The 26,309-nt window shown below is 63.1% G+C and carries 26 protein-coding genes; 14 read left to right on the top strand and 12 right to left on the bottom strand.

The window, feature by feature from the left end; all coding sequences use genetic code 11:
* Positions 1 to 10 precede the first annotated feature (10 nt).
* From RGQ15_RS06790 to infC, 4 genes are read right to left on the bottom strand one after another with little or no spacing between them, the layout of a single operon-like run.
* Positions 11 to 2,047 carry a M3 family metallopeptidase gene (locus tag RGQ15_RS06790; RefSeq protein WP_311159457.1) on the bottom strand — a complete coding sequence of 679 codons (2,037 nt, stop codon included), beginning with the start codon at positions 2,045 to 2,047 and terminating at the stop codon, positions 11 to 13.
* Between the two features lie 32 nt (positions 2,048 to 2,079).
* Positions 2,080 to 3,135: a HesA/MoeB/ThiF family protein gene (locus RGQ15_RS06785; protein WP_311159456.1), complete on the bottom strand. Its 1,056-nt coding sequence runs from the start codon at positions 3,133 to 3,135 to the stop codon at positions 2,080 to 2,082.
* 5 nt (positions 3,136 to 3,140) lie between these two features.
* Positions 3,141 to 3,602, bottom strand: coding sequence for a dUTP diphosphatase (gene dut, locus RGQ15_RS06780; protein WP_311159455.1), 462 nt, complete (start codon positions 3,600 to 3,602; stop codon positions 3,141 to 3,143).
* Positions 3,603 to 3,629: 27 nt separating this feature from the next.
* Positions 3,630 to 4,169 (bottom strand): translation initiation factor IF-3, encoded by a 540-nt coding sequence (gene infC, locus RGQ15_RS06775; protein ID WP_409201333.1) that lies wholly within the window; start codon positions 4,167 to 4,169, stop codon positions 3,630 to 3,632.
* Positions 4,170 to 4,472: 303 nt separating this feature from the next.
* On the opposite strand from infC, the gene RGQ15_RS06770 reads away from it, so the two are divergent.
* The 5 genes from RGQ15_RS06770 (at position 4,473) to RGQ15_RS06750 (ending at position 8,895) form a co-directional block, all read left to right on the top strand.
* Entirely contained in the window at positions 4,473 to 5,348 is an 876-nt protein-coding gene (locus tag RGQ15_RS06770) for a glycosyltransferase family 2 protein (protein WP_311159454.1), read from the top strand.
* A gap of 159 nt (positions 5,349 to 5,507) precedes the next feature.
* Positions 5,508 to 6,017, top strand: a complete 510-nt coding sequence (gene fabA, locus RGQ15_RS06765; protein ID WP_311159453.1) for a bifunctional 3-hydroxydecanoyl-ACP dehydratase/trans-2-decenoyl-ACP isomerase — start codon at positions 5,508 to 5,510, stop codon at positions 6,015 to 6,017.
* 26 nt (positions 6,018 to 6,043) lie between these two features.
* A complete protein-coding gene (fabB, locus tag RGQ15_RS06760; protein ID WP_311159452.1) occupies positions 6,044 to 7,273 on the top strand; it encodes a beta-ketoacyl-ACP synthase I in 1,230 nt (409 codons plus the stop codon).
* Between the two features lie 6 nt (positions 7,274 to 7,279).
* The gene (locus tag RGQ15_RS06755; RefSeq protein WP_311159451.1) at positions 7,280 to 8,068 is read left to right on the top strand and encodes an enoyl-ACP reductase FabI; all 789 of its coding nucleotides are present in this window, start codon (positions 7,280 to 7,282) and stop codon (positions 8,066 to 8,068) included.
* A complete protein-coding gene (locus RGQ15_RS06750; RefSeq protein ID WP_311159450.1) occupies positions 8,068 to 8,895 on the top strand; it encodes an alpha/beta fold hydrolase in 828 nt (275 codons plus the stop codon). Before RGQ15_RS06755 ends, RGQ15_RS06750 begins: the two co-directional genes overlap by 1 nt.
* Positions 8,896 to 8,924: 29 nt before the next feature.
* On the opposite strand, the gene RGQ15_RS06745 is transcribed toward RGQ15_RS06750, so the two are convergent.
* The 4 genes from RGQ15_RS06745 to RGQ15_RS06730 form a co-directional block, all read right to left on the bottom strand.
* Positions 8,925 to 9,944, bottom strand: coding sequence for a hypothetical protein (locus RGQ15_RS06745; protein WP_311159449.1), 1,020 nt, complete (start codon positions 9,942 to 9,944; stop codon positions 8,925 to 8,927).
* 120 nt (positions 9,945 to 10,064) lie between these two features.
* Positions 10,065 to 11,159 (bottom strand): DUF475 domain-containing protein, encoded by a 1,095-nt coding sequence (locus RGQ15_RS06740; protein ID WP_311159448.1) that lies wholly within the window; start codon positions 11,157 to 11,159, stop codon positions 10,065 to 10,067.
* Positions 11,160 to 11,347: 188 nt separating this feature from the next.
* Positions 11,348 to 12,727, bottom strand: coding sequence for a sensor histidine kinase (locus tag RGQ15_RS06735; RefSeq protein ID WP_311159447.1), 1,380 nt, complete (start codon positions 12,725 to 12,727; stop codon positions 11,348 to 11,350).
* The gene (locus RGQ15_RS06730; RefSeq protein ID WP_311159446.1) at positions 12,727 to 13,398 is read right to left on the bottom strand and encodes a response regulator transcription factor; all 672 of its coding nucleotides are present in this window, start codon (positions 13,396 to 13,398) and stop codon (positions 12,727 to 12,729) included. The genes RGQ15_RS06735 and RGQ15_RS06730 overlap by 1 nt, the downstream gene beginning before the upstream one ends.
* A 158-nt stretch (positions 13,399 to 13,556) precedes the next feature.
* Between RGQ15_RS06730 and RGQ15_RS06725 the strand changes: the two genes are divergently transcribed.
* The 6 genes from RGQ15_RS06725 (at position 13,557) to aqpZ (ending at position 18,956) form a co-directional block, all read left to right on the top strand.
* On the top strand, positions 13,557 to 14,558 hold the full coding sequence (locus tag RGQ15_RS06725; protein ID WP_311159445.1) for an ABC transporter substrate-binding protein: 1,002 nt from the start codon (positions 13,557 to 13,559) through the stop codon (positions 14,556 to 14,558).
* A 193-nt stretch (positions 14,559 to 14,751) separates the two neighbouring features.
* A complete protein-coding gene (locus tag RGQ15_RS06720) occupies positions 14,752 to 15,693 on the top strand; it encodes a Bug family tripartite tricarboxylate transporter substrate binding protein (RefSeq protein WP_311159444.1) in 942 nt (313 codons plus the stop codon).
* The gene (locus tag RGQ15_RS06715) at positions 15,690 to 16,184 is read left to right on the top strand and encodes a tripartite tricarboxylate transporter TctB family protein (protein ID WP_311159443.1); all 495 of its coding nucleotides are present in this window, start codon (positions 15,690 to 15,692) and stop codon (positions 16,182 to 16,184) included. The genes RGQ15_RS06720 and RGQ15_RS06715 overlap by 4 nt, the downstream gene beginning before the upstream one ends.
* A gap of 3 nt (positions 16,185 to 16,187) precedes the next feature.
* Positions 16,188 to 17,705, top strand: a complete 1,518-nt coding sequence (locus tag RGQ15_RS06710; protein ID WP_311159442.1) for a tripartite tricarboxylate transporter permease — start codon at positions 16,188 to 16,190, stop codon at positions 17,703 to 17,705.
* 157 nt (positions 17,706 to 17,862) lie between these two features.
* On the top strand, positions 17,863 to 18,015 hold the full coding sequence (locus RGQ15_RS06705; RefSeq protein WP_311159441.1) for a hypothetical protein: 153 nt from the start codon (positions 17,863 to 17,865) through the stop codon (positions 18,013 to 18,015).
* 254 nt (positions 18,016 to 18,269) lie between these two features.
* The gene (gene aqpZ, locus RGQ15_RS06700) at positions 18,270 to 18,956 is read left to right on the top strand and encodes an aquaporin Z (protein ID WP_311159440.1); all 687 of its coding nucleotides are present in this window, start codon (positions 18,270 to 18,272) and stop codon (positions 18,954 to 18,956) included.
* A gap of 166 nt (positions 18,957 to 19,122) precedes the next feature.
* Here aqpZ and glmS read toward each other — a convergent pair whose 3' ends face one another.
* On the bottom strand, positions 19,123 to 20,940 hold the full coding sequence (gene glmS, locus RGQ15_RS06695; protein ID WP_311159439.1) for a glutamine--fructose-6-phosphate transaminase (isomerizing): 1,818 nt from the start codon (positions 20,938 to 20,940) through the stop codon (positions 19,123 to 19,125).
* A gap of 1 nt (position 20,941) precedes the next feature.
* Positions 20,942 to 22,282 carry a bifunctional UDP-N-acetylglucosamine diphosphorylase/glucosamine-1-phosphate N-acetyltransferase GlmU gene (glmU, locus tag RGQ15_RS06690; protein WP_311159438.1) on the bottom strand — a complete coding sequence of 447 codons (1,341 nt, stop codon included), beginning with the start codon at positions 22,280 to 22,282 and terminating at the stop codon, positions 20,942 to 20,944.
* A 103-nt stretch (positions 22,283 to 22,385) separates the two neighbouring features.
* Between glmU and RGQ15_RS06685 the strand changes: the two genes are divergently transcribed.
* The gene (locus RGQ15_RS06685; protein WP_311159437.1) at positions 22,386 to 23,063 is read left to right on the top strand and encodes an HAD-IA family hydrolase; all 678 of its coding nucleotides are present in this window, start codon (positions 22,386 to 22,388) and stop codon (positions 23,061 to 23,063) included.
* 43 nt (positions 23,064 to 23,106) lie between these two features.
* On the opposite strand, the gene bfr is transcribed toward RGQ15_RS06685, so the two are convergent.
* Together bfr and RGQ15_RS06675 are read right to left on the bottom strand one after the other, a co-directional pair.
* Positions 23,107 to 23,592 carry a bacterioferritin gene (gene bfr, locus RGQ15_RS06680; protein ID WP_311159436.1) on the bottom strand — a complete coding sequence of 162 codons (486 nt, stop codon included), beginning with the start codon at positions 23,590 to 23,592 and terminating at the stop codon, positions 23,107 to 23,109.
* Positions 23,540 to 23,830 carry a (2Fe-2S)-binding protein gene (locus RGQ15_RS06675; protein WP_311161055.1) on the bottom strand — a complete coding sequence of 97 codons (291 nt, stop codon included), beginning with the start codon at positions 23,828 to 23,830 and terminating at the stop codon, positions 23,540 to 23,542. The genes bfr and RGQ15_RS06675 overlap by 53 nt, the downstream gene beginning before the upstream one ends.
* Before the next feature lie 124 nt (positions 23,831 to 23,954).
* Between RGQ15_RS06675 and queA the strand changes: the two genes are divergently transcribed.
* On the top strand, positions 23,955 to 25,004 hold the full coding sequence (gene queA / locus RGQ15_RS06670; protein ID WP_311159435.1) for a tRNA preQ1(34) S-adenosylmethionine ribosyltransferase-isomerase QueA: 1,050 nt from the start codon (positions 23,955 to 23,957) through the stop codon (positions 25,002 to 25,004).
* Positions 25,005 to 25,015: 11 nt separating this feature from the next.
* Positions 25,016 to 26,263 carry an MFS transporter gene (locus RGQ15_RS06665; protein WP_311159434.1) on the top strand — a complete coding sequence of 416 codons (1,248 nt, stop codon included), beginning with the start codon at positions 25,016 to 25,018 and terminating at the stop codon, positions 26,261 to 26,263.
* The last annotated feature ends 46 nt before the right edge of the window (positions 26,264 to 26,309 follow it).

The raw sequence follows: 26,309 nt of genomic DNA, 5'->3' as shown, positions 1-26,309 counted from the left end.
TCCCGTTGAGTCAGGAAGCAACATCCAGAAGGTCGCGTCCTTTCAACAAAGCGTGAACCCCCGGTTTTCGTTCCCTGAATTTCAACCAAAGTTCATCTGCGGGTAAAGAATCCCCCTTTGAGAGGATCCATTGCTCGAGCCGACGCGCCGTTTCAGGGTCAAAAGCGTCGCCTTTTTCCATGAACGCCTCGAACGCATCCGCGTCCATGACCTCGGACCACATGTAGCTGTAATAGCCCGCCGAGTAGCCGTCGCCCGAGAAGACATGCGCGAAATGCGGCGTGGCATGACGCATCGGAATCGCCTTCGGCGCACCCAGGTCGGCAAGGACCTCGGCCTGCCTCGCCATCGGATCGGCGGGCGGCTCACCCCGGTGGAAGGCCAGATCGACAAGGGCGCTTTCCAGATACTCGGTCGTGGCGAAACCCTGATCGGCATTGCGCGCAGCCAGAATCCGATCACGCAGGGCGGCCGGCATTGGCTCGCCGGTCACGGCGTGTCGCGCATGACGGTCCAGCACCTCGGGCTGTTCCAGCCAGTGCTCGAAAAGCTGGCTTGGCAGTTCGACGAAATCCCGCGCGACCGAAGTACCCGATATCGACGGCCACCCAACATCCGACAGGATGTGATGCAGGGCGTGGCCGAATTCATGGAACAGCGTATGGGCATCGTCCCAGCTCAGATAGGCCGGTGCGCCGGTTTCTTCCGGAGGCGTGAAGTTGCAGACATTCACCACGATGGCACGCTGCCCGCTGCCGATCTTGTGCTGCTGGCGAAGCGACGAACACCAGGCACCCGACCGCTTGCTGGGCCGTGCAAAGAAATCCCCGAGGAACACGGCCATCTGCTGACCATTACGCGTGATTTCCCAGGCGCGGACATCCGGCGACCAGAGCGGGGCGCTGAACTCGCGCATCTCCAGCCCGAAAAGCCGCTGCGCCGTGTCGAACACCGCCCCGATCATCGCATCGAGCGTGAGGTAAGGCTTGATCTCGGCCTCATCCAGGTCGTGTTCGGCCTGACGCCGGCGCTCGGCATAGTAACGCCAGTCCCAGGGTTCGAGCGCCCCGTTTATGCCATCGGCATTCAGCATTTCGGTCAGCTTGCGGCCATCGGATTCGACGCGGCCGCGCGCCGCCTGCCAGACCTCGGTCAGCAGGGCCTCGACATTCTCGGCACGCGCCGCCATCTCGGGCTCAAGCTTGTAGCTCGCGAAATCCGGATAACCCAGGAGCTGGGCCCGCTCATGCCGCAGCTTCAGGATTTCGGCCGCGATCGGGCGATTGTCTGTCGCCTCACCCCCTGCCCCAGAGCCATTGCCGCGCGCCGTCCAGGCCCGCCACGCCAGCTCGCGCAGGGCGCGGCTTTGGGCATGTTCAAGGAAAGGCACGATCAACGAGCGGTTCAACGTCACAACCTGTCCCGGCAGGCCACGTTCGCGCGCCGCCGCCCGCATCGCGCGAAGCAGCCAATCGGGCAGGCCCCCAAGCTCAGCATCGGCCACCGCCATGGTGAAGTCGCGTTCGTCCGTCAGCACGTTCTGCGAAAAATCCGTCGAAAGAACCGCCAGCCGTTCGCGGATCGCAGCCATGCGTTCGCGCGCATCCCCGGTCAGGCCAGCGCCCGAACGGCGCAAGCCCCGCAGCGTCAGTTCCGTCAGGCGGCGGTCTTCGGGCGACAAGGCATCCTTGTCCTGCATGACCGCCTCGACCCGGTCGAACAGCCGCGGGTCCATGCTGACCTTGCTGCCATGGGCGGCAAGCCGGGGGGCGAATTGCCGCTGCAGTTCTTCGCGCGCGGGGTTCGAATCCGTGCCGGCCAGATTGTAGAAAACCGCGCAAAGCCTGTTCAAAGGCTCTTCTGCTGTCTCGAGTGCGGCGACTGTGTTGGAGAAACTGGGAGGTTCGGGATTTGCAGCAATCGCTTCGACCGCATCGCCCGCCAGCTTGAGGCATTCCTCGAAAGCAGGGGCAAATTCCTCGTCCCGGATCAGGTCAAAGCGTGGAAGCCCCAATGGGCCGGTCCAATTGGTCAGTTCGGGGTTCATGCGGGCCTCCTGTTCAGTTGCCCGCGAGTGTTTCACCCTTGTGGGAAATGTCCAGAGCCGCAGATTGGGCAATCGCTTCGCCGGGCGAGTTTCATGACGCGGTTCTCGCCCCAAAGCCCGTCGAAGATCATCATCCGGCTACGCAAGGGCTCACCGGCTGATGCAAGGATCTTGATCGCTTCAAGCGCCATCATGCTGCCGATGATGCCCGGCAGCGGACCGACGACGCCGGCCTCGGCGCAGGCCGGGGCAAGTCCCGCCGCCGGTGCCTCGGGAAAGATGCAGGCCATGCAGGGTGCGCCACGCTTGGGGTCCCAGACGGTCACCTGCCCTTCCCATTGCGCAATGGCGCCGGCTACCAGCGGCACGCCGGCCGCAGCGCAGGCGGAATTGACAGCCTGTCGGGCCGCAAACGTATCCGTTCCGTCGATCACCAGATCATGTTCGGCGATCAGGGCCGCGTCGCCTTCGCTGATGCGCCGGTTCAGCGGAGTGACAGAGACATGAGGATTGAGCGCGCGCATCGCTTCAGCCGCGGCTTCGGCCTTGGGGCGGTCGGCATCCGAGGCCCGAAAGATGACCTGACGCTGAAGGTTGGACAGGCTGACATGATCGTCGTCGGCAAGGGTAATCCGTCCGATACCCGCAGCTGCGAGATAAAGGCAGGTCGGCGCCCCAAGACCGCCCGCACCCACGATGAGAACACGCGCCCGACGCAGCGCGGCCTGCCCGGGCCCGCCAAGTTCCCGCAGGACGATATGGCGGGCATAGCGGTCAAGTTCGGCATCGCTCAGCGGACCTGATCGCGCGGTGCTGTCCTGGCTGACTTCCGGCAAGGGGATCGCCTTCCTGTGCAACTGACGCAAGATGGCACGATAGCCGATCACCAGCGCCGCGAAAGCTCCGCCGATCAGCCAGTAGCGCAGATCGTCGCCTGCAAGCCTCGCTGCCCAAGATCCGGGTGAAATGAAAAGCACTGCCAGCGCCGCAAGCCACAGCCCCCCGATCGCCGCCCATATGCGATGTCTTGGCATGCCGAATACCGCCCCCGCGACAAGCACGGCAGCCATCAGCAGCAGAACGATCATCGAAGTCAGGCCCGGCCGGTCGAGCCGAAACCGCCGACCCCGCGTGCGGTTTCGCCCAGCACCTCGGCCATGACATATCGGGCTCGGGTGACCGGTGCGATCACCGCCTGGGCAATGCGCTCGCCATGCTGGATCGCATAGGGCTGCCGACCCAGATTGATCATGATCACGCCAAGCGGACCCCGATAGTCGCTGTCGATAGTGCCGGGCGTGTTGGGCAGGGTCACGCCATGCTTCAGCGCCAGGCTCGAGCGGGGACGGATCTGCATCTCGTAGCCTTCCGGGATCTGCACCCGCAGCCCGGTGGGAACAAGACTGATCTGGCCGGGCTCGAGCACAAGCTCGTTCCCGCCAAGATCGGCCCGCAGGTCTGCACCCGCGGAACCGGAGGTCTGGTATTCAGGAAGGGGCAGCGCCGTATCGGCGCCCGGTTCGCGAAGAACCAGAATGGTGACTTCAGACGACATGCGCTGTCCCGTAGAGTTCCGTCGCGCCTAGCGCGGCGCGATCATCATGACCATCTGACGCCCTTCAAGCTTGGGCATCGATTCCACCTTGCCGGCTTCGCCGACATCGGCGGCGACACGGTGCAGAAGCTCAAGTCCAAGCTGCTGGTGAGCCATTTCACGGCCACGGAAACGCAGGGTGATCTTCACCTTGTCGCCGCCTTCCAGGAACTTCAGGACCGAGCGCATCTTCACGTCGTAGTCATGGGTATCAGTACCGGGGCGGAACTTGATTTCCTTGATCTCGATGATCTTCTGCTTCTTGCGGGCCTCGGCTTCGCGCTTCTGCTGTTCGTACTTGAACTTGCCAAGGTCCATGATCTTGCAGACCGGCGGCGTGGCATTCGGCGAAATCTCGACAAGATCCAGCCCGGCTTCCTGTGCAAGCTCCAGACCGCGGGCGGGCGGCACGACACCGATATTTTCGCCTTCGGGTCCGATCAGTCGGATCTCGGCGACGCGGATGCGCTCATTGACGCGGGGGCCGGTGTCACGGGTGGGCGGAGCGTTATGCGGTCTGCGGGCTATGGCTGTCTTCCTTGTATGGCCAAATTGTTTGCGCGGTTAGATAGTCGCGTGAACCCGCATTTTCAACCGGAATCGCACGAGAAAGGCGGCTCTTGCACGACAACTCGGCATCGCTCGCCATCAGGTTGCGACATGGCTTTACCATGTCCCGAACTGCGTGCCATAGATTGGCTGCAAGCCCCCGACGGAGAGCTCAGTGCCGGTCAAGAAGCTCATGTTCGATCTCAAGACGGTTACAAGCCGCATCGCGATTGCAACCATCCATGCGCCTTGTTCCGGGCGCCGGCGCGAACGGGGCGACAGATGAGTTTTCAGCCGCTTGCGGATTTCCTGTCCGCCCCTTCGACAAAGGTGCTGAAGGGGCCGATCGCAATTCTTCTGATCGAGGACGGGGTGGCAGTCGGACCGACGCTGACACATCACCTGAAATGCGGCTTCAAGCTGGTTATTGCCCTGTCGCCCGAACCTCTGCCCGCCCATGTCATTCCCGAGGGCAGCGAAGGACGGATCGTCAACCTCAGGCACGACTCACGCCGTTCGAACGCACATGTCACGGCCGTGAATGCGGTCATCGAGGCAGTCCCCGCGAATACATGGATCTATTACGGCTATAACGCCGAATTCCTGTTCTATCCCTTTGCCGAAAGCCGCACCGTCGGCGAAATGCTGGCATTCCATACCGAGGAACGCCGACGGGGAATGCTGACCTATGTGATCGACCTTTACGCAGCAGACCTTACGCGTTTCCCCGACGCGGTCAGCATGAACGAGGCGATGCTGGACAAGTCGGGGTATTTCGCGCTTGGCCGAAAGGATCGCGACGGTCAGCACCTGGAACGCCAGCTTGATTTTCATGGCGGGCTGCGCTGGCGCTTCGAGGAACATGTTCCCGCCGACCGGCGCCGGATCGACCGGATCGCGCTTTTCCGCACCGAGCCGGGACTGAAGCTTCATGCCGATCACCGACTGAACGTCGAGGAATACAATACATATGCCTGTCCCTGGCATCACAACCTGACCGCCGCCGTCGCTTCCTTCAGAGTTGCCAAGGCGCTGGCCCGAAATCCCGGATCCCGCGAGGAAATCCGAACCTTCGCCTGGCGGAACTCACACCCTTTCCGCTGGCATTCCCAGCAGCTCATGGATCTTGGCCTGATCGAACCTGGGCAGTGGTTCTGAATTGAACCCGGCCTGAGGATGCCCGGAAAAGGCGCATGAGGCTCGGGCACTTGCGCCTTGACCGGGCTGAATGATAGACCCTCCCCAAATTTCGCGCCGGGTTTCCCGATGCGGCCAATATCCATGACGCCACGTCGGATCGAAGGAGATATGAAGCGCATGACCATGACCCGGACCACCTTTGACAAGGAAGATCTGCTGGCCTGCGCCCGTGGCGAGCTGTTCGGACCCGGAAACGCGCAGCTGCCCGAACCGCCCATGCTGATGATGGACCGGATCACCGATATTTCCGGCGACGGCGGGCTGCACGGCAAGGGCCATGTCGTCGCCGAATTCGACATCAACCCGGATCTGTGGTTCTTCTCGTGCCACTTCCCCGGCAACCCGATCATGCCGGGCTGCCTCGGGCTTGACGGTCTGTGGCAGCTGACCGGGTTCAACCTTGGATGGCGCGGCTGGGCAGGGCGTGGCTACGCGCTTGGCGTCGGCGAAGTGAAACTCACCGGCATGGTCCGTCCGGATCGCAAGATGCTGCGTTATTATGTAGACTTCACCAAGGCCGTGCAGACGCGCCGCCTGACCATGGGCGTCGCGGATGGCCGCGTCGAGGCCGATGGCGAAGTCATCTACCAAGTCAAAGACATGAAAGTCGCGCTGTCGGAAAGCTGACTTCGCACCGAAATCAGGAGAACCCCATGCGCCGCGTCGTCGTCACTGGTCTGGGCATCGTTTCCAGCATCGGCAACAATGCCTCCGAGGTCCTTGCCTCGCTGAAGGCCGGAAAATCCGGCATCACCGCGAATGAGGACATGAAGCAATACGGTTTCCGCAGCCAGGTTGCTGGCGCGGTGAAACTGGACCCCAAGGAGCACATCGACAAGCGCGTGTTGCGCTTCATGGGTCCAGGAGCTGCTTACGGCTATCTCGCCATGCAGCAGGCCATCGCCGATGCGGGGCTTGAGGAAAGCGATGTGGTCAACCCGCGCACCGGGCTCATCGCCGGTTCGGGGGGGCCCTCGACTTCCAGCATGTTCGCGGCGCATCAGACCGTACTGAACGCGGGCGCGCCCAAGAAGATCGGCCCCTTCGCGGTTCCGAAATGCATGAGCTCGACGATCTCGGCAAACCTTTCGACCGCGTTCCGAATCAAGGGGGTGAACTACTCGATCACCTCGGCCTGCTCGACCTCGCTTCATTGCATCGGCAATGCCGCCGAGCAGATCGCGATGGGCCGGCAGGACGTGATGTTCGCGGGCGGTGCCGAGGAGTTGGACTGGACGCTCAGCTGCCTGTTCGACGCGATGGGCGCGATGTCGTCCAAGTATAACGACCAGCCCGAAAAGGCCTCGCGCGCATTCGACGCAAATCGCGACGGCTTCGTCATCTCGGGCGGCGGCGGCATCGTCGTGCTGGAAGAACTTGAGCACGCGAAAGCCCGCGGCGCCAAGATCTATGCCGAAGTCACGGGCTATGCCGCGACCTCGGATGGCCATGACATGGTCGCCCCCTCGGGCGAAGGGGGTGAGCGCGCCATGCGTCTTGCGCTCGAAACCCTGCCAGCGGACCGCAAGGTCGGATATATCAACGCGCATGGCACCTCGACCCCCGTCGGTGACGTGGGTGAGGTTGAGGCCGTCCGCCGCGTGTTTGGCGAAGGCTCCACGCCGCTGATTTCCTCGACCAAGTCGATGACCGGCCACAGCCAGGGCGCGACCGGCGCCCAAGAGGCGATCTATTGCCTCCTGATGCTGGAAAACGACTTCATCGCCCCCTCGATCAACGTCGAGACGCTGGACCCCGCGATCCATGAAGGCGAGATCGCGACCAAGCTCGTTGAAAATGCAGGGCTTGACACGGTGATGACGAATTCGTTCGGTTTCGGTGGCACGAACGGCTCCATGCTGCTGTCCAGATATAACGGATAAGATCACATGTCGGATTTGATGAAGGGCAAACGCGGTCTCGTGATGGGGGTCGCGAATGATCGCTCGATCGCATGGGGCATCGCGAAGGCGTTGTCCGAACAAGGCGCGGAACTCGCCTTCTCCTATCAGGGGGATGCCTTCGGCAAGCGGGTCGAACCGCTGGCGGCAAGTGTCGGCTCGGATTTCCTGCTGGACGTGGACGTGACCGATGACGCCTCGCTCGACGCAGCCTTCGGCCAGATCGAGGCACGCTGGGGCAAGCTCGACTTCGTCGTCCATGCCATCGCCTTCTCGGACAAGAACGAGCTGACCGGCCGTTTCGTCGACACCTCGCGCGAGAATTTCAAGAATTCGCTGACGATCTCCTGCTATTCGCTGGTCGATGTGGCGCGTCGCGCGCGTCCCCTGATGACCGAGGGCGGCACGATCCTGACCCTGACCTATGGCGGCTCGAACCGGGTGACGCCCTTCTACAACGTGATGGGCGTAGCCAAGGCGGCGCTGGAAAGTGCGGTCAAATATCTTGCCAATGACCTTGGTCCCGAAGGCATCCGCGTCAATGCGATCAGCCCCGGCCCGATGAAAACGCTGGCGGGCGCGGCCATCGGCGGCGCGCGGAAGACCTACCGCCACACCGAGGCCAACGCGCCGCTACGCGCCAATGCGACGCTGGAATCGATCGGCGGCACGGCGGTCTGGCTCTGCTCGGACTGGGGGGCCTGCACCACAGGCGAAACCGTGATGGTGGATGGCGGCTACCACGTCCTGGGAATGCCTCAGTCGGAAAACCTCTGATGGACGTCCGCCACTTCGCAGCAGATGACGGAGCAAGGCTGGCTTACCGCGATCAGGGCGAAGGGCTTGCGGTCCTTGCGCTTCCCGGACTGACCCGAACGGGGCGGGATTTCGACTATCTCGCGCCCCATCTGCCCGGCGTGCGCCTGATCCGCCCGGATTATCGCGGTCGTGGCGCCTCTGCCTGGACCGGAGCGGCGACTTATTCCGTCCAGCAGGAAGCCCGCGACGTCCTCGAACTTCTGAACCACCTTGAATTGGAACAGGCCGCGATCATCGGCACCTCGCGCGGCGGCATTATCGGCATGTATCTGGCGGCGACTGCCGCCAACCGCCTGCACGGTCTCTGCCTGAACGATGTCGGCCCGATCCTGCATCGGCCAGGTCTTGAAAAGATCAAGGAATATGTCGGACGCAATCCGGCCGCCCGCAGCTACGAAGACCTTGCCCGCAAGCTTCCCAAGCTGATGCCGGAATTCGCGAACGTCCCCGAAGGAAGGTGGCTCGACGAGGTCCAGCGCCACTATATCGAGACGAATGACGGGCTGCGCATCAATTACGACCCCGAATTGCGCGAATCCTTTCTCTCGGCGTTCGAAGGCCCGGATGTGGATCTGTGGCCGCTTTTCGATGCGATCGGAGACCTGCCGCTTGCACTGATCCATGGTGCAAATTCGGATCTGCTTTCGCGCGATGTCGCGACCGAGATGCGCCGTCGCCGCCCCGACATGGTCTTTGCCGAAGTTCCCGATCGCGGCCATATCCCGTTTCTGGACGAGCCCGAGGCGATCCGTGCCATCACGGAATGGCTAGGGAAAATAGACTGAGCCGTGCCCTAGGGGGATCCTTGGGCACGTCACAGGCCGGTCAGGGGCTGGCTCGTGACCACCTCCCACACGATTTCCTGCATCCTTTGCGCAAGTTCGGGCGACGGCGCATTAGCCATCGAACCGTCTGCCCGCCGGAGTTCGTGCGGAAGCCCTATCGGATTCTTGCCATAGATCACGGCGTAATGGGTCAAGGCGACCAGATAGGCGCCAAGGTCGTTGGGATGGATATTGTCCTGGCTGCCATCCGGCATGCGGGCAAACAGGTCTTGGCGGCGTCGCAGTTCGGCGATCCCCTCCCCCGCCTCGGCCTCGCCCACCAGTTTCGCCAGCACCTGACCCACGGGGATCAGCCAGACGGGCCGCCCTGCCGCGCGCGTCGCGGACCACAGAAGTTGGCTCCAGAGTTGGTCGAGATCGTCCGGAAAACGGGTAAGCCAATCGGGCGATTCGTCGAGACCGTGCCAGCTTTCATACAGAAAGACTTCGATGTCGGGCGTGGCCATAACCGCCTCGGCAGCCCATTGCCCGGCGGCGGCGATCGAATCCTTCCACAGGATCGCGTCTCTCAGGCTCACCATCTCGGTCATCACGAATGCGCCGTATTCGCCGCTTTCGAGTGCCTCATGCGGATCCCGGTGGTGCGGCGACGCGTTTTCTTCCTCGAACCCGCCGACTGCCTCGGGGCCTGCCAGGTGCTCACTCAGTGCAGCGCCCCAGCCAAGCTGAATTGCGTATTCGTGGCCTGCCAACTGGGCCAGCATCGCGGGCATGTCACGGCCCACCAGGCTGTGCCCAAGATGATAGACCCTGACCGGAGATTGCGGCAACTTGCGCGGCTGATCGTAAAGCGCCCTTACGTCCGCCCCGTCATCATGGGCCGGCAGGTCCGGTGTCTTCGAGCGAAGCTGGGCGTGCCCTGCAGCAATCACCGCGACGGCTACCCCCACCAGCGCACCGCGAGGCATCCATCCGCCGCGCCATCGGAACGCGAGAAACAGGGCAGCTATGGCAATGAGCGCGACAGAAATGACAGCAAGATTGTGCAAGGCCGAACTCGTTCAATAAAAATGAAGGGCCTGGAAAGGATACCAGCCCCAAGGCGAAAGGCGCAGCAAAAAGGCCGCTCCCCGGTCAGAGAGCGGCCTTCGAATTCAGGTTACGGCGTCTCAGGCCTCGGTCGCGACGCGCTTGCGGTTCCAGCGGATCGATGACCAGAACGAGATGCCGATCAGCGTTGCGCCGCCAAGTCCGGTGATCACCTCGGGGATATGCATCAGCGGCTGGATGAACATGATGATCGAAAGCGCGATGATTGCGTAGAAGGCACCGTGTTCAAGGAAGCGGTATTCGGCCAAGGTTCCGCGCTCGACCAGCATGATGGTCATGGAGCGCACATACATGGCGCCGATGCCCAGGCCGATCGCGATGATGAACAGGTTGTGGGTCAGCGCGAAAGCGCCAATGACGCCGTCGAAGCTGAACGACGCATCCAGCACCTCGAGATAGAGGAACGCGCCCAGACCACCCTTGGCGCCGGCATGCAGGGTCTGTTTCTGCGAACTGTCCAGCAAGCCGCCCAGAACCTCGACCAGAAGGAAGGTCAAAAGACCCCAGATAGCCGAGCGGAAGAAGATCTCGGATTCGGCCTCGCCAAGAAAGCGCGAAAAGATCAGCACGGTTACAAGCACGATCGCGACCTCGATGCCGCGGATCGTCGCGTAATGCTGCATCTTCTCTTCCAGCCAGCGGACCCAGTGAACATCCTTTTCATGATCGAAGAAGAAGCTCAGGCCAACCATCATCAGGAAGGTGCCGCCGAAGGCCGCGATCGGCAGGTGCGCGTCATGCATGATGCGCGAATACTCATCTGGCTGGCTTGCCGCCAGAACCATTGCTTCCCACGGGCCGATCTTTGCGGCGATGACCACGATCAGCAGGGGAAAGACGATCCGCATCCCGAAAACGGCGATGATGATGCCCCAGGTCAGGAAGCGATGCCGCCATTTCGGCGTCATGTCCTTCAGCTTGTTGGCGTTGACGATGGCATTGTCGAAGGACAGCGAAATTTCCAGCACGGCCAGGACCGCGCAGATGAAGAAGATCGACAGCGTTCCGCCGATCGTTCCCGTGGACTGCCATCCCAAGGCCGCCCCAAGCGCCAGGCCGATGGCCGTGACGATGAAGGACCAGCGAAAATAGCTGAGCGTCGGAGGGTGGGCTCCATTCGCGGAGGCCCCCGCGAGAGGGTTGCTTTCCTGCATGATAAGAACAAAGATCCAGGCGGCTGGTCAAAGATCGGTGCCGACATCACGAACGTGCCGCCACGTTCGCCAGAGGGGCCCGGACACCAAACTGTATTCACGGATGCGCGAATTCCGGGAAAATGGAGCCTCCATGCCCCAAACGCAAGTCTGATCTTCGGATTTTGCGCTATCAGCGGGAATTCGCGTCACATCCGCCACTCGGGCAGGCGTATCCTTGCGCAAAGCCCCTGCCCCTGAGCGCCCTCGCAAAGCCCGAGACTTCCGCCGAAGAGCGCCGCGATTTCCTCGACCACCGGCAGGCCCAAGCCCATCCCCGGCCCGGCGGTCCTGCCCCGCTCGAAACGGCCAATGACCGCCGCCCGCGCTTTTGCCGGTATTCCCGGTCCATCGTCCTCGACCTCAAGGATCGCGCTGCCGTCTTCGCGACGGACCCGGACGGTGACCAGGCTGTTGCGCCCCGCATGCAGCAGCGCATTCGAAACGAGGTTCTGGAACGCCTCGCCAAGCAGCAGGGGCTCGGCAAGCACCAGGACCGGATCATCTCCGCCCTCATAGCCCAGATCGATACCTGCCTCGGCCGCAGCCGGTATCTGCTCGGCCGTCCGCGCTCTTGCGAATGCGACAAGATCCATCGGGTCGGGTGTCTGCCCCGAGGCTGCATCGACCTTGGCCAGCAGCAGAAGCTGGGCAAGAACCCTTTCGGCATGTGCGACGGCCGTGTCGCCCTTGCGCGCCGCAGCCTGCGCCTCGGCCAGGGTCGAGGCCCGGGCGGCAAGGGCAAGCTGGGTCCGGACCACCGCCAAGGGAGTTCTCAGCTGATGTCCCGCATTGCCGGTGAAGTTTCGCAGACCGTCGAGCGCGGACTTCAGCCGCGACATGAAGGAATTGATCGTCCTGACCAGACCGCGCACCTCCGAGGGCACACGTGTCTCGACCGGGCTCAGGTCGCCGGGGCTTCGTTCAGAGATCGCTTCGCCGAGGCGATACAGGGGGCGCAGCGAAACGGTGACGGCAATCCCGACGATCACGGCCGCCCCAAGGATCATCAGCGAAAGACGCAGCGCCGAACGCATGAGAATCGCGCGTGTCAGCTCGACCCTTGCCCTTGTGGTTTCGGCCACCGTGACGACAAAGGGCACCTCATCGATCCCGGTCGATGCCGCGCGTGCAAGGCTAGCCACCCGGACCGGTTCGCCGCGGAAATGGCCGTCCGAAAATGCCGCGTCGCCCCCCTGCACCGCGGGTGATGTCGGCAGGTCGGGATAACCCGTCACCAATAGGCCCGGAGGGCCGTCGACGCGATAGAACACCCTGTCTTCCGCCGCTGAACTGAGCATCTCGAGTGCTCCGTACGGGATCTCGATCGCAATGCTGCCGCGTTCATCGAGCGATGCGCGTTCGGCGATGACCAGGGCCGAGCCGGCAAGAACCCTGTCCGCCAGTGCATTCGCCATCCGTTCGGCTTCGCGCCAGGTGTCGATCAGGGCAAGCACGCCGAATGCAGCCGTCGCCACGAGAAGCCATGCCAGAAGCCGCCGCCGGATCGAGAACGGCCGACCACGCATCAGGACGCTGCCCGATCCAGATAATAGCCGATGCCGCGCGCGGTCCTCACTGTCAGCCCCGCAGGCGCGAGCCGCTTGCGCAGACGGCTGACATATTGCTCGATCGCATTGGCCGACCGATCATCCTCGAGCGAGGTCAGCGATTGCACGATCGTTTCGCGAGGCACCACCTTCCCGGCGCGGGTGATCAGCAATTCCAGCAGGCCGCGTTCGCGGGCAGGCAAGTCCAGAAGCTGTTCGCCGATGGCAAAGCTGCGACTGCTCTGATCGAAGGTGAGCCCGCCAAAGCTCACGGTCGCCGTCTTCATTCCGACCTGCCGGCGCAGCAATGACCGGATTCGCGCTTCGAATTCGCCGATGTCAAAGGGCTTGATCAGGTAGTCATCAGCACCAAGATCGAGCCCACGCACCCGCTCTTCGGGCGCACCTCTTGCGGTCAGGATCATCACCGCTGCCGGGTTCCGCCGGGCCCGCATCGCCCGCAGCACCTCCAACCCGTCCATCTGCGGCAGGTTCAGGTCGAGAATGACCAGATCGAAGCTCTCGGCCGCGGCAAGCGCCTCGGCCGAGGCGCCGTCATGCACAACATCAAGCGCATAGCCGGATTGCCTGAGCAGCGCCGAGAGCCCCTCGGCCAGCGAAAGATTGTCCTCGACCAGCAATATACGCACGGTGCCTCCCCCATGTGCCGAACCTATCCCCCTGCGCAGAGCTTGTGAACGGGCTTGCGGTCGGGCAATCTCGCGCGACCATGCGTCTGTCAGCCCTCCTGTCCGCCATCGCCGTCGCTTTCGCACTGCTTCCAGCCATCGCAGCAGCGCAGACACGCATGTTTCCGGCGCCTTCGGGTGAAACGGATACCGAACTTTCGATCTATTCCTCGCTCGACGATGATCGAGCCGAGATCATTCTGTCCGCATTCCAGCGCCGGCATCCCGAAATAGCGATCCGGTATGAAAACCTGCTGACCGGTGATCTGCACCGGCGGATTGTCGAAGAGACGGATGCCGGAACCGGAACGACGGATTTCGCCTTTTCCTCGGCGATGGATCTACAGGTCAAGCTGGCCAATGATGGATATGCCCGGCCGGTCGTCACGGCAGACACGCCAACTTGGCCCGACTGGGCGAATTGGCGCGACACGGCCTATGCCCTGACGTTCGAACCGGCCGTCTTTGCCTATCACAGGCCCAGTTTCGCGCAGGCCGATCCGCCCGCGACCCGCGCCGACCTCATGCGGTGGATGGCTGAGAACCCGGACAAGGCGCAGGGCCGCATCGGCACCTACGACATATCGAGATCGGGCGTCGGCTACCTGTTCATGGCCCGCGACCAGGAACTGTATCCCGGAATCTGGCAGGTGGTCGCTGCCATGGGACGCGCGGGCGTGCAGCAATTTCCGACGACAAGCGAACTTCTGGAGCGGATTTCGGATGGCAGGCTGGCGATCGGATATAACCTGCTGGGTTCCTACACGGCGGAATGGGCCCGGCAGCATCCCGACCTCGGGCTGATCCTGCCGCGCGACTTCACCGTCGTCGTCTCGCGCGTGGCACTGATCCCTGCGGGGGCGAAGAGGCCGGATCTTGGCGCGGAATTCTTGGCCTATCTCATGTCGAACGAAGGGCAGACCCTGCTGTCACGGACGCTTCGGCTATCGGCGGTCAGTCTTGAGGTCGCGGGGCAGCAATCGCCCGCAGGCGGGATGCAGGATCTGGCGGGGCTGCGCCTGAAGCCGGTGCCGGTCAGCCCGGGCCTTCTGGCCTATCTGGACCAATCCACCAGAGCCCGCCTGCTGGCGCGGTGGAACGAGGCGATTTCAGGCCGTTAGACCGCCGGGCGAAGATTTTTCAGGCGGCGTCAGGTCGATGACAGGTTCCTGTGGTCGAACCATAGATGGTCCGGCCGATAGCGCCGACCAGAGGAGGAACCCCGTGCTTTGGGAGAGGCCGGGGATAGACCAGAAAAACAAGACCTGAGCGACCGGGTGGCGATGGCCGACCCGGCGCATTGCGGAGGATGTCATGAAGCAATTCGTTCTCGCCAGCCTGTTTGCCGGCGCCGTCGCCATGCCTGCCATGGCCGATTACACCATCATCGCGCCCGCCAACCCCGGTGGTGGCTGGGACCAGACTGCCCGCACCATGCAGACCGTGATGCAGGAAGAAGGCATCTCGAACTCGGTGCAGGTGCAAAACGTGCCCGGCGCCGGCGGCACGATCGGGCTTGCGCAATTCGCCAGCCAGAACAAGGGCGATCCCGATACGCTGATCGTCGGCGGCTATGTCATGGTGGGGGCCATCCTGACGAACAACGCCCCCGTCTCGCTCAAGGACGTGACCCCGATTGCCCGCCTGACCGGCGAATATGAGGCCATCGTCGTTCCCGCCGCATCGCCCATCCAGGACATGGCGGGCCTCGTCGAAGCGCTCAAGGCCGATCCGGGCGCGGTCAGCTGGGCCGGCGGCTCGGCCGGCGGGACCGACCATATCGCCGTGGGCCTGATCGCCAAGGCCGCCGGGGTCGATCCGACCAAGATCAACTACATCGCCTATTCGGGCGGTGGTGAGGCTCTGGCCGCGATCCTCGGCAATCAGGTGACAGCGGGTGTTTCTGGTCTGGGCGAATTCGAAGCGCAGATCAAGGCAGGCACGCTTCGCCTGCTGGCCGTGACCGCACCCGAGCGGGTCGAGGGTGTGGATGCGCCGACGCTGAAGGAGGCCGGGCTTGATGTCGAATTGCAGAACTGGCGCATGGTTGCCGCAGCACCGGGCCTGTCGGATGAACAAAAGGCCAAGGTGACGGCCGATATCGAAAAGATGGTGCAGTCCGAGAACTGGCAGAAACAGCTTGCGGACAAGGGCTGGGCGGACACCTACCTGTCGGGCGCCGATTTCGATGCCCAGCTTGAAAAGGACGTCACCTCGACCGAGGCCGTTCTCAAGGATATCGGCCTGGTGAAATGACGTCGATTGATCCGCAACAAAAGCGCCGCCGCGACAAGGCGGCGCTCGTCATCGCCGCGGGTCTGGCCGTGGTCGCGGGCGTGATCCTGTGGGACAGCTCGCGCCTGGCCGACCTCGGTGGCTATTCCGGCGTTGGCCCAGCCAGTGTCCCGCGTGTCGTCGCCTTGGGATTGCTTGGCCTTTCCGCCTGGACCGTGATCGCCGCGCTCAAGGGTGACTTCCCCGAGCGTCCCGAACAGAGCGTCCCCCCGGTGCTCTGGATCATCGCGGGGCTGGCCGCCCAATTGCTGCTTTTGCATGTGGCGGGCTTCTCGATCGCAACGGGCGTTCTTTTCGCCTGCACCGCCCGCGCCTTCGGCAAACGAAACCTCGCCATGACCATCCCCATCGGCATCGTTTGCGCATTTGCCGTATGGATCGTGTTTTCCCAGCTTCTGATGCTGCACCTGCCTGCAGGTCCGCTTGAGCATCTGATCTTTGCAAGGGGCTGAGCCATGGGCGCATTCGAATTCCTGATGCAGGGCCTTGCCACCGCGGCCGAGCCGATGATGCTGATGTATGCGTTGATCGGCGTGACGCTGGGCACGGCCGTCGGCGTGCTGCCGGGCATCGGCCCTGCGCTTACCGTGGCGCTGCTGCTGCCTGTCACCTACCGGCTTGATCCGGCTGGCTCGCTCATCATGTTCGCGGGGATCTATTACGGCGGAATGTATGGCGGATCGACGACTTCGATCCTGCTGAACACGCCGGGCGAAAGCGCCTCGATCATCACCGCGCTCGAAGGCAACAAGATGGCCCGCAAGGGCCGCGGCGGCCCCGCGCTTGCAACGGCCGCCATCGGGTCCTTTGTCGCAGGGCTGATCGCCACGCTGCTTCTGGCCTTTCTTGCCCCCACCATCGTCAAGGTCGCTCTTGTCTTCGGACCGCGCGAATATTTCGCGCTGATGGTGCTGGCCTTCGTCACCGTCTCGGCCGCCTTCGGGGATTCGGCTTTGCGCGGGCTGACCTCGCTGTTTCTCGGGCTCGCGCTGGCCTGCGTCGGCATCGACCAGCTGACCGGACAGACCCGATTGTCATTCGGCGTGCCCGAACTTCTGGACGGGATCGAGGTCACGACGATGGCCGTCGCCATGTTCGCCGTGGGCGAGGCACTATTCATCGCCGGCCAGCGTATCCAGCAAGACGGCGAGGTGACCGCCGTAAAGGGTTCGATCTGGATGAGCCGTCAGGACTGGGCACGATCATGGAAGCCCTGGTTGCGCGGAACAGTCCTGGGCTTTCCCATCGGCGCCATGCCAGCGGGCGGGGCAGAGATCGGCACCTTCCTTTCCTATGCGACCGAAAAGAAGCTGACCAAGCACCCCGAGGAGTTCGGCGAAGGAGCAATCGAAGGCGTCGCGGGCCCCGAGGCCGCAAACAATGCCTCGGCCGCCGGAACGCTGGTCCCGCTTCTGACGCTGGGTCTGCCGACCTCGGCAACCGCGGCGATCATGCTCGCGGGCTTTCAACAGTTCGGCCTGCAACCGGGCCCACTACTTTTCGCCACCAATCCGACGCTGGTCTGGGGGCTGATTGCCTCGCTGCTTATCGCCAATGCCATGCTGCTTGTGCTGAACCTGCCGATGATCGGGCTTTGGGTGAAGCTGCTGACCGTGCCCAAACCCTGGCTCTATGCGGGTATCCTGCTCTTCGCGACGCTGGGCACAATCGGGGCCAACCCCTCAAGCTTCGAACTGGGAATGCTTCTGGGCTTCGGCGTCCTGGGCTATGTCATGCGGCTATTCGGCTATCCGATCGCGCCGATCGTCGTTGGACTGATCCTTGGTCCCATGGCCGAACAGCAGCTTCGCCGCGCGCTGTCGATCAGCCAGGGGGACTGGACCACGCTGCTTCAATCGCCGATCGCCGCAACCCTACTTGGGATCGCGACGCTGGCGCTGGTCGTGCCCTTGATCCTGCGGGCCCGTGGCCGGGGGCAGGTCCTTTCGCAACTGGCGGGCGAAGAGGACTAGGAGATCGCACTTGTCATCCATTCCGGCCCACCTGGTATGGGCCGGATTTGCCATGTCGCAGCGTCATGGCGGCTTTGACCGGGTGCTGCGTTGCGGAAAGACGGATGAGGGCACATCTGTCTGCTGTAGAAATCAGCGATCTCAGCAGGTAACCAAGATGTCCGTCCTTCATTTCATCCGCTCGGTCTTCCGCACGTTCCGCGCAGCCGGCAATGCCGCCTCGGCCGTGGAAATGCACCGGATTCCCTCGGTGCGGGATCTCAAGACGCTGGGAATTGATCGGGCGGCCTTCAAGCAGATGCAGCTCTGAGCAGGCCATCGCCCTGGGTCGGCCCAAGGCAGACCACAAGTTCAACCGCCCTTGCCATCTCGGCAGGGCGGTTTTTTCTTTGGCGGCAACGGCTCATCGCGCGAATTCAAATGCTGCCCGGCTGCAACACCGCTCATCTCTAATCCTCCCCGCCATTCGAATATTGCTTCGCGATAACAACGCCTGATGACACCATTTTCAGGCCGCGCAATCGCATTATCGTGCCGGCGCAATTCCTCATCAGGAGTCGTATCATGCAGAAGCAATTGGGCGCGGAAGCCCTCGGAACATTCTGGCTTGTATTCGGCGGCTGCGGCAGCGCCGTCCTGGCCGCCGGAGTTCCCGAATTGGGAATTGGGTTCGTGGGCGTGTCCATGGCGTTCGGCCTTACCGTACTGACGATGGCCTATGCGGTTGGCGGAATATCCGGCGGGCATTTCAACCCTGCCGTGACCGTCGGGCTGACTGTGGCGGGCCGGTTTCCCGGAGCCAAGGTCATTCCCTACATCATCGCCCAACTGGTCGGCGCAATCGCTGCTGCGACCATTCTTTATATCATTGCCTCTGGCAAGACCGGCGCGGATCTCGGGTCTTTCGCGTCCAATGGCTACGGCTCGGCCTCGCCGGATGGCTATTCGATGCTGTCGGGCCTGATCGTCGAAATCGTCCTGACAGCCTTTTTCCTGATCGTCATCCTTGGCACGACACATGGCCGCGCGCCGGTCGGTTTTGCCCCCTTGGCCATTGGCCTGGCCCTGACCCTGATCCACCTGATTTCCATCCCGGTCACCAACACTTCTGTCAATCCGGCGCGGTCGACCAGCCAGGCCCTGTTCGGTGGGGGCACGGCGATCATGCAATTGTGGCTTTTCTGGGTCGCACCGATGATCGGAGCAGCGATCGGCGCCCTGATCTGGAAAGCCGTCGGAGAAAACGACTAGCCATCCCTTCCTGTCGATCTGGCCAGCACCCGTTCGCCAGGCCCTGACCATCCGCAGGCAAGGGATCTGCGGATGGTGATGCGATTTTGCGGGGCGTGAGTGCCGCCGAAATTGACAAACTGGGGCTGGCTCCGCCCAGCCCCGGCCTCAGGACAAGCGCCAAGCGCTATTCGACCGTCACCGATTTTGCCAGGTTGCGCGGCTGGTCGACATCCGTGCCCTTCGCGACAGCCGTGTGATAGGCCAGATATTGCATCGGCACGGCATAAAGGATCGCTTCGAACGCGCCTCCACCTGATGGCAGCGTCAGGCTGGCATGGACCCCATGCCCCCCCTTCTTGATGCCATCTGCGTCCGAGATCAGCAGGACCTGACCATGACGAGCCATCACCTCCTGCATGTTCGAGACGGTCTTGTCGAAAAGCGCATCGCGCGGCGCGAGCACGACCACCGGGACATTGCGGTCGATCAGCGCGATTGGGCCATGCTTGAGCTCACCCGAGGCATAGCCCTCGGCATGGATGTAGCTGAGTTCCTTGAGCTTCAGCGCGCCTTCCAGCGCAACCGGATAAAGCGGACCGCGTCCCAGGTAGAGAACGTCCTGCGCTTCGGAAAGCCAGCCCGACAGGCTGCGGCATTCGTCGCTGATCGTCAGGACCTGATTGAGCAGTCCCGGCAGGGCTCGCAGATCGGCCAAATGCTGGCGCAGATCGGCATCGGTCAGGCGGCCCCGATCATGCGCCGCCTTCAGCGCCAGCACAGCCAGAACGGCAAGCTGACACGTGAATGCTTTCGACGAGGCCACGCCAACCTCGATCCCCGCCAACGTCGGCAACGCGATATCGGCATCCCGCGCAATGGCCGAAGTGCCCACATTCACCACGCCCACCGTCCTTGCGACCTTGTCGCGAGCATAATGCAGCGCGGCCAGCGTATCCGCTGTCTCGCCCGACTGGCTGATGAACATGGCCCAGCTTGTCGGAGAAAGCGGCGGCTCGCGATAGCGGAACTCGGACGCCACATCCAGGTCGCAGGGCAGGCCCGCGAGGCTTTCGAACCAGTAACGCGCGACACAGCCCGCGTAATAGGCCGTCCCGCAGCCGACCAGGGTCAGCCGGTCCACGTCGCGAAAGTCGATCGCCTCGGGAAGTACGATGCGGTCATCCTTGATGTAGTGGCTGAGCGCATCGCCCAGCACGGCAGGCTGTTCGGCGATCTCCTTCGCCATGAAGTGACGATACCCGGCCTTGTCGATCTGGGTCGCACCGACATCGATGTGCTGGATCTCGCGATTGGCGGGCTGGCCGGCGGCATTGAAGATCTCGGCACCCGAGCGGGTGATGATCGCGTGGTCGCCATCTTCCAAGTAGGTGATGCGGTCGGTGAAGGGTGCAAGAGCCACCGCATCCGAGCCGATGAACATCTCGCCCTTGCCATGACCCACGGCAAGGGGACTGCCCTTGCGCGCGGCAACCATCAGGTCGCCTTCGCCCTCGAACAGGAAAGCAAGCGCAAAGGCGCCATGCAGGCGGGCAAGCGTCGCGCGCGCGGCCTCTATGGGGGAACGGCCCTGCGACATGTGCCAGGCCGTCATCAGCGCGACGGTTTCGGTATCGGTGTCGGATTCCGGCGTAAGCCCCAGCGCGACGATCTCGTCACGGAGTTCGCGGAAATTCTCGATGATGCCGTTATGGACGATGGCGACGGGACCGCGGCGATGGGGATGGGCATTGGCCTCGGTCGCGGCGCCATGGGTGGCCCAGCGGGTATGGCCGATCCCGGCATGGCCTGTCAGCGGCTCATGCACAAGGCGGTCCGAAAGGTTGACTAGTTTGCCGACCGCGCGGCGGCGATCAAGCCGACCCGACGCATCGACCGTCGCGACGCCCGCGCTGTCATAGCCGCGATATTCCAGCCGCTTCAGCGCTTCGACGAGCTGCGGCGAGACTTCGTGGCTGCCGAGGATACCGATGATGCCGCACATGTTATTGCCCCTTCTTCTGGCGCAGCGCCTGCATCAGGCGGGTGGCAAGGCCGGGTTTCGTCACCTGACGTGCGCGACCGATGGCCATGGCGTCATCGGGCACATCCTCGGTGATGACCGAACCCGAGCCGGTCATCGCACGCGCACCGACCCGCACCGGGGCGACCAGCATCGTGTCCGAGCCGATGAAGGCATTGGCCCCGATCTCGGTCCTATGCTTGCCGACGCCGTCGTAATTGCAGGTGATGGTGCCTGCGCCGATATTCGTGGCCTCGCCGATATGGGCGTCGCCGAGATAGGTCAGATGGCCGACCTTGACGCCTTCATCCAGAACCGAGTTCTTGATCTCGACGAAATTGCCGACATGGACATCGCCGCCCAGCTCCGCGCCGGGACGCAGCCGGGCAAAGGGGCCGACAGTCGCGCCGGCGCTGACATGGCAGCCTTCCAAGTGGCAGAAGGGCAGGATCTCGGCTCCGCTTTCCACTGTCACGCCGGGGCCAAAGACCACATTCTGCCCGATGATCGCGTCGCGGCCGATATAGGTGTCGAGCGCGAACCAGACTGTCGCAGGATCGGTCAGCGTTACCCCGTCTTCCAGCGCATCAGTTCGGGCGCGCGACTGGAAAGCGGCCTCGGCGGCGGCAAGCTCGGCGCGGGTGTTGATCCCGAGTGTTTCGGCTTCGTCACAGGTCACGACCTCCACGCGCCGCCCCTCGGCGCGGGCCAGGGCGGGGATGTCCGTCAGGTAGTATTCCCCGGACGCGTTGTCATTGCCGAGCCTTGGCAGCAGGGCACGCAGCAAGGAGGCATCGGCCGCCAGGACGCCCGAGTTTACCAGGCGAATCGCACGGGTCGCCTCATCCGCATCCTTGTATTCGACGATCCGCTCCAACCCGTCCGGCCCGGTTACAAGTCGACCGTAGCGGCCGGGATCGGCCGCCTCGAAACCCAGCACCACAACGTCCGCGTGATGGCTGGACAGCGCCAGCAGCGTATCCTCGCCGATGAAGGGTGTGTCGCCGTAAAGAACGATGACGCGACCTTCGAACCCCTCAAGCAGCGGCATGGCCTGCTGGACGGCATGGCCCGTGCCAAGCTGCTCTGCCTGAAGGGCGATCGCCGCATCGGGATCAAGCTTGGCCACGGCCTTCGCGACCGCCTCAGCGCCATGTCCCGCCACCACGACGACAAGCTCTGGCTCGAGGGCGCGGCCGGCGGCAAGTGCATGGCCGACAAGGGGAACTCCTCCCAGGCGATGCAATACCTTGGGCAGATCCGATTGCATCCGGCTGCCCTGACCTGCTGCCAGAACGATGAGCGCGACGGGATTGTCTGACATGACGGCCTCTTGCCTGTTTCTTATCTGATGCTGGCGTTCTACCTAGGGGGCGGCATCGGGGAAAGGCCCCGGCAGTTCAAACATCTTGACGGAAGGTTACAGCATGGCGGGAACGGTTGTCTTCGATCTGGACGGGACGCTGGCCGACACATCCGGGGATCTGATCGCCGCTGCCAATGCCTGTTTTGAAGGTCGCGGGCTGGGCGCGCTTCTGGACCCGATCGCCGACGCCCTGATCGCATTCCATGGCGGACGCGCGATGCTGCGCGCGGGATATGCGCGGATCGGGTCGGATTACCTGCTTCCCCCGGGCGCAGAGGATGAGGATTACCCCCGCCTCCTGGGCCATTACGGGGACCGGATCGCCCATCACACGAAGCTTTATCCGGGCACCGAAGCCGCGCTGGACCAACTGGCCGAGGCGGGTCACAGGCTCGCGGTGTGCACGAACAAGCCCGCTGCCCTGGCTGAAACCCTTCTGCGCGAACTGGGCATCCGTGACCGCTTTGCCGCCATGGTCGGCGCAGACACCCTGCCCGTGCGCAAGCCCGATCCGCGGCCCTATGCAGCAGCGGTCGAGGGCGCGGGTGGCACGATCGCGCAATCATTCTTGGTGGGCGATACCGAAACGGATCGCAAGACCGCGTCAGCTGCCGGGGTGCGCGTGGCTCTGGTCGCCTTCGGACCCGAAGGCGAAGCCCTGTCGCGGCTGGCCCCCGAGGCGATGCTCGCGCATTTCGACGACTTGCCGATGCTGGCACAGGATTGGCTGGGCGCATGAAAAAGGGGGCCATGGAGGCCCCCGTCTGCGTGATCAGAATGCCCTACTCGGCCTCGCTCGCCGGTTTGGCATTGAGATGGCCGTAGTTCTGAGCGCCGATCGTCTCGTAGAGATCAAGCTGGGTCTCGAGGAAGTCGATATGGCCTTCCTCGTCGGCAATAAGATCCTCGAACAGATCCTTGCTGACGTAATCCTTGACGGATTCGCAGTGATCGCGCGCCTCGATATACAAGGTGCGCGCGTCATGCTCGGCCGCCAGATCGGATTCCAGCGTTTCCTTGAGATCCTGACCGATGCGCAGCGGATCGAGCTTTTGCAGGTTCGGGTGGCCTTCAAGGAAGATGATGCGTTGGATCAGCCGATCCGCATGATGCATCTCCTCGATGGATTCGGCGCGGGACTTGTCGGCGATCTTGCCGAAGCCCCAATCCTCTTGCAGGCGGTAATGCAGCCAATACTGGCTGACGGCGGTCAGTTCAGACCGTAGCGCTGCGTTGAGATACTCGATGACCTTGGCGTCGCCCTTCATCACTGGCTCCTTTGCGGCTGGCTCTCAACCCCCGAAGGATCGGGGGCACAGCCAGATTATCGCAATGGCGCATCGTGTCCAGAAACAAGGGCATGCAGCCACCGCAATCGGCGCGTTTGCCAAGGGCGTGATAGATTTTTCCAGGGGTGATGATCGTCTCGGGATCGGCCGCACGCATCCAGTCCACGGCAGCGCGGATGTCATGGTCGGAGATCTGGGTGCAATGGCAGATGATCATGGGACTCACCAAGCGGAACTGGGCAAAACTTACTGATTCTCTCGGCCAAGTAAAGACCGAGGTTTTCACTTTGTGATTATCCGCCGACTTGACGCTCGGGATATGCGGGGCGAGAAGCCAAGGCATGAAGCTTGACGATTTCGATTTTCATCTGCCCGAAGGGCTGATCGCAACCCGCCCCGCGCGCCCCCGCAGCTCGGCCCGCCTGCTCGTGGCAGAGGGCCCGTCCACGCGCGACCTGCATGTCAGTGACCTGACCGACCTGCTTGGGCCGGGCGATCTTCTGGTGCTCAACGACACCAAGGTCATTCCGGCGCGGCTGACCGGAACCCGCACTCGCCAGACGCCGCAAGGCGAGGCGGTCGCCCGGATCGAGGTGACCCTGCTTGAACCCAGCTCGGACGGGGGCTGGAAGGCGCTGGCCAAGCCCTTGCGCAAGCTGAAGCAGGGCGAAGTGATAAGCTTTGGCCCGGCGCTGTCCGCTGAAGTCTCCGACATTGCCGAGGCCGGGCTGACGCTGCGATTCGATGCCGAGGGCGACGCCTTCGACGCCGCACTGTCTCAGGTGGGTGCAATGCCCCTGCCCCCCTATATCGCCGCGCTACGCGCCCCGGACGAGGCCGACCGCGAGGATTACCAGACGGTATGGGCCCGCAATACCGGCGCGGTTGCCGCGCCGACTGCCAGCCTGCACTTCGACGAACCCCTGCTTCAAGCGTTGCGGGCCAAGGGTGTGCGCTTTGCTCATGTCACCCTGCATGTCGGCGCCGGAACCTTCCTGCCGGTCAAGGTCGAGGACGTGACGACGCACAAGATGCATGGTGAATGGGGCGAGGTGACCCCCGAGGCGGCCGAGGCGATCAATCGAACCAAGGCTGCCGGCGGTCGCGTGATACCCGTCGGGACAACGGCCCTGCGCCTGATCGAATCAGCCGCCGCAGAAGACGGGACCGTCATGCCGTTTCGCGATGTCACGGAAATATTCATCTATCCGGGCTATCGGTTCCGGGTGACCGATGCGCTGATGACCAATTTCCACCTGCCCAAATCGACGCTGCTGATGCTGGTCAGCGCGCTGATGGGACAAGACCGCATTCGCGACATCTATCGCCATGCCGTGGATTCGGGATATCGCTTCTTTAGCTACGGCGACGCCTCACTTCTGATTCCGTAAGGTATTATGACATGCTGACCGTGCTGCGAACCACCTGGCCCCTGCTTCTGGGCATCCTTTTCCTGATGGTCGGAAACGGGATGCAAGGCACGCTGCTTGGCATCCGTGGTGCAATCGAGGGCATTACGACAACGGAAATGTCCGTCGTCATGTCAGCCTATTTTGGCGGATTCCTGCTCGGCTCGCGCCTGGTCCCCGACATGATCCAGAAAGTCGGGCATGTGCGTGTCTTCGCGGCGCTTGCCTCGATGATCTCATCGGTTCTGATCCTTTACGCGGCCTATCCGCATTGGATCTTCTGGGCCGCGATGCGGCTGGGGATCGGGTTCTGTTTCTCGGGCGTCTACATCACCGCTGAAAGCTGGCTGAATGCCGGCGCCCGCAACGAGACGCGCGGCCAGGCGCTGTCCGCATATATGATCGTCCAGATGCTGGGCATCATCGCCGCGCAGGTCCTGATGAATATCGGCGATCCGGCAGGCTACCTGCTGTTCGTCATCCCCTCGGTTCTTGTCAGCCTCTCGTTCCTGCCGATCCTCTTGTCGCGCCAACCTGCGCCGCAATTCGCAACGATCAAGCGCATGTCCTTTGCCCGCCTGTTTCAGGTTTCGCCCCTGGGCTGCATCGGCATGTTCCTGATGGGCGGTGTCTTCTCGGCCATCTTCGGGATGGCCTCGGTCTGGGGTTCGCTTCGCGGCCTTTCGGTTACCGAAATCTCGGCTTTCGTCGCGGCAATCTATATTGGCGGGCTGGTGCTGCAATATCCCGTCGGCTGGTTTTCAGACCACAACGACCGACGGATGATCGTGATGGTCATGTCCTTCATCGGGCTGGTCGTGAGCTTTGCGACGCTTTATCTGCAACCCGGCATCTGGGGGCTGCTCACCAGCGCAGCCATCATCGGCGGCGTCGCCAACCCGGTCTATTCGCTGCTGCTCGCCTATACGAACGATTTCCTTGACGACAGCGACATGGCCGCGGCTTCGGCCGGGCTTCTTTTCATCAACGGAATCGGTGCGATCACCGGCCCGCTGATCACGGGCTGGCTCATGTCGAGGCTGGGGTCCGAGGGCTTCTGGGTCTATATCGGCGTCCTGCTGACGCTTCTTACACTCTACGCCGGCTGGCGCCGGATGCGTCGCCCCGCGCCCACGATGGATCAGAACTTCGCCGTGATCGCCCCATCGGCAACCCCGATCGCCATCGAGGCGGCCCTGGAAAACGCCGGACCGGACGAGCCAGCGAAGGCCACGCCTTGATCGGTCGGGCTTGCGGCCCGGCCCTTGCTCTGCAACCATCCCCCCG

Source organism: Paracoccus sp. MBLB3053 (genome assembly GCF_031822435.1).
Taxonomy (GTDB): domain Bacteria; phylum Pseudomonadota; class Alphaproteobacteria; order Rhodobacterales; family Rhodobacteraceae; genus Paracoccus; species Paracoccus aurantius.
This window is presented reverse-complemented; position numbering and strand designations above follow the sequence as displayed.